Origin of the sequence: Janthinobacterium rivuli (genome assembly GCF_009208735.1) — a bacterium.
Lineage (GTDB): Bacteria > Pseudomonadota > Gammaproteobacteria > Burkholderiales > Burkholderiaceae_D > Janthinobacterium.
In genome coordinates this window covers 1-6370 of the sequence record NZ_WFLJ01000040.1, presented here as the reverse complement: position 1 = coordinate 6370, position 6370 = coordinate 1, and the positions used below count along the sequence as shown (strand labels likewise).

General features: G+C 59.1%; 6 protein-coding genes and 1 rRNA gene. 2 read left to right on the top strand and 5 right to left on the bottom strand.

Annotation, left to right across the window (positions count from 1 at the left end; all coding sequences use genetic code 11):
- The coding region (locus GCN78_RS29840) for a hypothetical protein (RefSeq protein ID WP_226939873.1) at nt 1–204 on the top strand (204 nt) is incomplete at its 5' end.
- A 74-nt stretch (nt 205–278) separates the two neighbouring features.
- Here GCN78_RS29840 and GCN78_RS28715 read toward each other — a convergent pair.
- The gene (locus GCN78_RS28715) at nt 279–1358 is read right to left on the bottom strand and encodes a tartrate dehydrogenase (protein WP_152254735.1); all 1080 of its coding nucleotides are present in this window, start codon (nt 1356–1358) and stop codon (nt 279–281) included.
- Nucleotides 1359–1461: 103 nt separating this feature from the next.
- Between GCN78_RS28715 and GCN78_RS28710 the strand changes: the two genes are divergently transcribed.
- Complete coding sequence (locus GCN78_RS28710; protein ID WP_152254734.1) at nt 1462–2361, top strand: LysR family transcriptional regulator; 900 nt, start codon at nt 1462–1464, stop codon at nt 2359–2361.
- 17 nt (nt 2362–2378) lie between these two features.
- On the opposite strand, the gene GCN78_RS28705 is transcribed toward GCN78_RS28710, so the two are convergent.
- The 4 genes from GCN78_RS28705 to rrf form a co-directional block, all read right to left on the bottom strand.
- Nucleotides 2379–3869, bottom strand: a complete 1491-nt coding sequence (locus tag GCN78_RS28705) for a DUF3482 domain-containing protein (RefSeq protein ID WP_152254733.1) — start codon at nt 3867–3869, stop codon at nt 2379–2381.
- Nucleotides 3866–5344, bottom strand: coding sequence for a DUF2868 domain-containing protein (locus GCN78_RS28700; RefSeq protein ID WP_152254732.1), 1479 nt, complete (start codon nt 5342–5344; stop codon nt 3866–3868). The genes GCN78_RS28705 and GCN78_RS28700 overlap by 4 nt, the downstream gene beginning before the upstream one ends.
- A 62-nt stretch (nt 5345–5406) precedes the next feature.
- Entirely contained in the window at nt 5407–6258 is an 852-nt protein-coding gene (locus GCN78_RS28695) for a phosphatase PAP2 family protein (RefSeq protein WP_152254731.1), read from the bottom strand.
- Nucleotides 6259–6370: ribosomal RNA gene (gene rrf, locus GCN78_RS28690) — 5S ribosomal RNA — on the bottom strand.

The following is a 6370-nucleotide window of genomic DNA, read 5'->3' as shown; positions in this document are numbered from 1 at the left end:
GCTGCACTTACATCAAATGCCCACACTTATCGACTGTTAATTGTTAAAGAACTGTATTCGGTTACTGCTTTCGCGCTATCGACAAAGCGTTGTGTTTGTCAGCTGCGAAGAAGGAAGAGTATGAAGCTTTTTCAGCATTTCGTCAACCCCGTTTTTCAGCACATTGTGCTTAAAAACTTTTTACTGCATCGCCGTTTCCGGTGATCCTCAAGTGCCGCATTTGACTGCGTCTCATTGGGGAGGCGAACTATAGCAAAGCCGCCCACGGGCGGCAAGCTTTATTTCAGCAATTCTGCCACCGCCATGCCCACATCGGTCGTATTAGCGCTCCCCCCCATGTCCGGCGTACGCGGTCCATGCTCGAGCACCTGCTCGATGGCGCGCACAATCGCATCATGCGCCGCCGTGTAATTGGCGTCGCCATTGCCGAGGAAGTCCAGCATCATGGCGCCCGACCAGATCATGCCGATCGGGTTGGCGATATTCTGGCCATAGATATCAGGTGCGGAACCGTGTACAGGCTCAAACACGGAGGGGAAGGTGCGCTCCGGATTGATATTGGCCGACGGTGCGATGGCAATCGTCCCCGTGCAGGCGGGGCCCAGGTCGGACAGGATGTCGCCAAACAGATTCGAAGCGACCACCACGTCGAAGCGCTCAGGGCTGAGCACGAAACGGGCCGCCAGGATATCGATATGGTATTTGTCCCAGCGCACATCGGGGAAGCTTGGGCCCATCGCTTCCACCCGCTCATCCCAGAACGGCATGCTGATGGCGATACCATTCGACTTGGTCGCCGATGTCAGGTGTTTTTTAGGTCGGCTTTGCGCCAGCTCAAACGCATATTTCAGGATGCGGTCGACACCCTTGCGCGTAAAAACGGATTCCTGCAGCACCGTTTCACGCTCCGTCCCCTCGAACATGCGTCCGCCCACGGAAGAATATTCTCCTTCCGTATTTTCACGCACGACATAAAAGTCGATATCGCCCGGCTTCTTGTTCGCCAGCGGACACGGCACGCCCGGCATCAGCCGCACGGGACGCAAGTTGACGTATTCATCAAACTCGCGCCGGAATTTCAACAACGAGCCCCACAGCGAGATATGGTCGGGCACCTTGTCCGGCCAGCCCACGGCGCCAAAATAGATGGCGTCGAAATCCTTGAGCTGGGCAAACCAGTCCGAGGGCATCATCTGGCCATGCTCGAGGTAGTAGTCGCAATTTGCCCATGCCATCGTCGTGAACTGCAGGTCGATATTGAAACGACGGGCGGCGGCGGCGACAACACGCAACCCTTCCGGCATGACTTCATTGCCTATGCCGTCGCCGGCGATGACTGCGATTCTGTGTGCGGGCATGAGCTTCTCCTGTTGATAGATGGATGCATTGATGATACTGGCACTACATCAGAATACAATCAGGGGATTCATAACCCTAGCATCCACATTTCGTGATCAATCAATGAAACATACGCCGCTGCTGGAAGACTTACGCCTGTTTTGCCAGGTCGCCCATAAAACCAGTTTCGCTGCCACGGCCTTGGAACTGGGCATTTCCAAGGCGGTCGTCAGCAAGCGCATCGGCATGCTGGAAGCGGCACTGCAAGTACGGCTGCTGCACCGCACCACGCGCCGGGTCAGCGTCACCGATCACGGCGAGATCGTGCGGCAATGGGCGCAGCGCATCCTGGAAGATGTCGAGCAGATGGGGGAAGCGGTCGCGCAGTCGAAATTGCAGCCGCAGGGCGTGTTGCGCATCTGCTCCAGCTCCGGTTTTGGACGCAACCGGCTCGGTCCCGCACTATCCCAGCTGGCACGGCAATATCCTGACTTGAAAATACAGCTGGAATTGCTCGACCGCCCCGTTGACCTGCTGGGCGAGGGTTTCGATCTCGACATTCGCATCGGGGTGGTACGCGAGCCGGACCTGATCGCCCACCGCATTGCCAGTAACCAACGCGTACTGTGCGCCGCGCCCGCCTATCTGGCGCAACGCGGAACACCGGGCACCCTGGCGCAGTTGCGCGAGCATGACTGCATCGTCATCCGTGAGCGCGACCAGGATGGGCGGCGCTGGAAACTGCAAGGGCCGCACGGTTTGGAAACGGTGAAGGTCGATGGGCCGCTATCGGCCAATAATGGCGAGATCGTCCATCAATGGGCACTGGACGGCCACGGCATCATCTTGCGCTCGGCATGGGATGTGGAAAGCAGTCTGGCGCAAGGCAAGCTGGTGCGCATTTTGCCCGCGTATCAACAGGCTGCCGATGTGTGGGCGGTGACCACCTCACGGCTGTCGAACTCGGCCAAGGTCAGGGCCTGCGTGCAATTTCTGCAGCAGTGGCTGCAAGCTCGCGCCTGATGAGCTACGCCAGACATCTACACCAGGCGCGCCACATCCGGATACAGACGCGCCAGGGTATCGGAAGTAATGGACGATATGAGGGGCAAAACGCGCTCGGCGGCTTGCTCCGGTGATTTTTCCCGTCGCACTTCCTTCCACAACTCGAGCAACGCAGCGTCATGGCGCGCCACCGCCTGCTCGACCTCATCTTGCCAGAATGCGGGCGCCTCGCCTTCCACAAAGTTGCCGCGGCCACGACCAAAGTGCGCCACCGCCAAGTAACGCAGCACGCCCGCCACCACCAGGGTGCGCAGGAAGGCATCCGTAAATTGCATCGTGGGCTCATTGCGATCCGTGCCGGAATTAAAACCCCAGGCGGCACCCGCAAACGTCAGCGCACCGACCACACCACCAAGCAAGGCGCCCGTGCCCAAGGTCAAGCCGCCGGAAATCAGGTCGGCAGACAAGCCCGTCGCGGCACCGGAAATCATGGCGCCCAAGAGCCCCGCTTGCGCCTTGTCGATCGGCGCGCGCACGGCAAAATTTTCCCGTATCCGGCTATTGATCTTATGCGCATCGGTCGGGTCGAGTTTGTGCAGGATCAAAAGTTCACGCGTGGTCATGCCGCTGTGCGTATTGAGTCGCGCCACCAGACTGGCCATGGCCTTCTCCTGGCGTTGCTGCTCTGCATTCTTGCCGATACCCACAACCTGCAAGGCCGATTTCAGCAAGCCCTTGGAGACGGGCTCGATGGCTTCGCGATCCTGTCCAGCCACCGCCAGCTGCGTGGCCAGCAACTGCATGGCTTGCTGGAAACGTGCCGTATTCTGCGCTTGCCACGTAGCAAACAAGCGTGCATAGCCTGCTTGCTGCGACTGCGGCAACAATTTACCCACGGCTTCGTAAAACACGCGTTCATGTACCCAGCAGCGGGCAAAGGCATCGAGAGCCAGGACGTCACGCACGATGGGATACTGCTGTAAATGCTCGCGCCATCGTGCCTGCTCGCTGTGTTCCTCGTTGCCGGGACGCGGCGGCCCCATCTGATTGAGCAAGACCACCACGGGCTTATCCAGCCAGGCAAGGATTTTCATTTCCGCCGGCAAGTAACCCGCATCCCTCGGATGTTCGGACGAGTTGACCAGGTATAGCACCACGTCGGCTGAATCCTTGGCCGTGCGCAACGCCTGCTGGCTGAGCCAAAACGGGCGGTCGCGGTAACGGTCCAGCACTTCGCGCAGGAACCAGCCGATAGGATTACCCGACTGCCCCAGGCGCTTGAGCAGGCGCACGGAATCGCCAAAGCCGGGCGTGTCCCACAATTGCAAGGCATCGCCCTGGGGCGTGGTCAGCAAGGTATGCGATTCCGCAAACACGGTCACGTGGGCGGCGTCGCGCACTTCGCCGACATCCACGCCCACCAAAGTACGCGCCAGGGTGGTCTTGCCATTATTCGTGTGCGAAATCAGTGCAAACTGAATTTGCACTGCATCATCCTGCACATCTTTATTCACATTCACACTCATGCTGCTGCCGATACTTTCAGCCCGACACCGGCGTCGAGCGGATGCAAGACAGGATTGAGCAAATTGACCCGGGTGGCCGTGGTTTTGTGGAACTGGCAGAACTGTTGCCACAAGGCGACTCGCTCCCCCATACGGGCGGTGCTGTCCGCTTGCTCGCCTGCATGTTCCAGGTAGCTGGATTCATCGATCAGCACGGCAATGCCGCGTGACGACGATTGCACCAGGTAATCGAGGAAGGCGCCGTGATTTTCTTTTTCCGGCGTCGCCGTCAGGTTGAACAGCACGGCCGTGATATTGACTTGTGGATCATTCAGGTCCGTGTCGCGCAAGACGTCCTGCGGCTCTTCGCCATACGACGTCGACGGGCGCAGCATCATGCGCCCCTGCTCGCCGAACAGCATGAGGGCGATTTGTCCCAGGCCCTTGTGGCGCGCCTCATCGACAGTAAAGCTATATGGCAAGACGCGCAGCATGCCGCCCGTGGCCACGCCGATGCTTTCATTGAGTTTGCGGAAATACGGTTGATCGAGATCCAGCGGAAAGTGCTTGGCAAGGCGCGCGGCGCGCCAGTTGTTGACCAGGGCCAGGATCAGGCGGGGAACGACCACCAGCAGGAAAATCGTTGCCGCATATAAATGCACCCAGCGCGCGCCGCCTTCCACGGTGGTCGTTTGCGGGAAGCGCAGCGCTTCGATTTCCGCCAGCGAAAAGCCTTGCAAATGAAACAGAGCGATGGCCGGCGCGAACAGGGTCGAAAGCAGGCTATGCACCTGGCCGGCATTCAGAAACGTGCTTTCCCAGCCGGCCGCGTATTGCGACAGGAAACCGCGCGCATACAGCGAGGCGACGGCGCCGATGGCAAACATGGCGGCGCTCAGGTGGATGGTACGGCTGAGGCGCGCGGCCGTCAGTTTGGCGCTCAAATGCGCCCATTCGCCCATGAAACTGAGCAAGCCAGAGGACAAGGCGTGGGGCAGTTTGCGCGGCAAGGCCAGGCGGCCCACGCTCAGGTGGCGCACCAGTCCCGCTTTCGGCCAGCCGAGGGAATGCGAAGGAATGCATAGCCAGATCAGCAAGCCCAGGTAGACCAGCACATTCCAGGCGATGATCAGCAGCAAGGGCGCGGACAGCAAGTCGACGCGATGGGGATCGGTGATGCGATCGAGCCCGGCGCCCAGCAACAAAGCCAGCAGGGGCAAGGCCAGCGCCAGGGTTTTCATGCCGTTACGGCGTTTCGCGAAGGCCGCGAAGGCCGGCGTGCGCTCGGTGATGCGCTTGAGGATCAGTTCAGAGCGCTGTTGCAGGAAATCGTCACCCGTCACTTCGGCCTGCTTGCCCGAAGCTTGCCACTGCGCAAGCTCACGCGCGCTGCGGCTGGCATACATGCGGTCGTCCTCGCTGAGGACTTCTTTGTTCTGGTCGGCCGTCTCGATCGCACGGACCAATACCACTTCTCTCGCAATCTGCTCGTTCATGGTGCTCCTGTTTTTGTATGAAACGACAACTACACAGGCAGATTGTGACGTACTTTTGTGTTTCAGGCCAACGCGTCCTCACCCCCGAGCAAGTTATGCAGCAGATATATCAGGAAAGCAGCGATCCAGGCAGACCACAAGGTGTGCGTAAAAAACTGCGCACCCTGCAACTGTTGCTGCCAGCCCAGCACCAAACCGCATAACAACATGACCGCAGCGAGCAGCAGCGCCGTACGTGGCCGTCCGGGCAGGCAAAACAAGGGCAAGGCCAGCATCCACCAGGCTGTGTTCGCCTGCGTGCCGGGCAGGCAGGCCATGGCTGATGCGCTGGCCGGCAATGTTTCCAACAGGCGCGTATACGGCATCAGTCCGCCATAGCGCAACAACTCCGTGGGGCACGGCACGTCGCTGAAGGAAGCGAGCAAATAGATGCTTAGCGGCACCAAAATGGCCGACAGGGCCACGACGCGCAAGGCGCTGCGGCGTGAGGCAAGCCAGGCCAGCGGATGCAAGGTGTCCCAGATGGCCAAGCCGATCAAGGCGGCACCAAGCAAGATCATGCCCAACTGGAAATTGCCCGCCCACGTACTGCCAACGCCAAAAAATTGCCCGCGCGCCTCATCGAACATGCTGTCGGCGATCATGAGGTCGAGGTTGCTGTAATTGCCGATCCAGAGTATCAGCATGGCCGACAGCATCAGGATGCTATCGATGCCTTTCGGCGTTTTGACGAGTTTAAGCTTGGCCAGCATGGGTGCACACATTTGCTTGATGAGAATGGAAGTCATCGTACAGTGTGAATATGAAGAGAACATGACGGTGCCCGCCGTGCACAACATGTGGAGATAATGACAAAACCAGCAGACGTAAAAAAACCCCAACCGGATCACCGGAAGGGGTTTTTCGAATAACAAGCCTGACGATAACCTACTTTCACACTGGTTGCAGCACTATCATCGGCGCAAAGTTGTTTCACGGTCCTGTTCGGGATGGGAAGGGGTGGGACCAACTTGCTATGGTCATCAG

Bases quoted from the DNA above. Each gene is read 5' to 3' on its own strand.
- GCN78_RS28710 (WP_152254734.1), top strand. From the start codon at position 1,462: ATGAAACATACGCCGCTGCTGGAAGACTTACGCCTGTTTTGCCAGGTC.
- GCN78_RS28715 (WP_152254735.1), bottom strand. From the start codon at position 1,358: ATGCCCGCACACAGAATCGCAGTCATCGCCGGCGACGGCATAGGCAAT.
- GCN78_RS28700 (WP_152254732.1), bottom strand. From the start codon at position 5,344: ATGAACGAGCAGATTGCGAGAGAAGTGGTATTGGTCCGTGCGATCGAG.
- GCN78_RS28705 (WP_152254733.1), bottom strand. From the start codon at position 3,869: ATGAGTGTGAATGTGAATAAAGATGTGCAGGATGATGCAGTGCAAATT.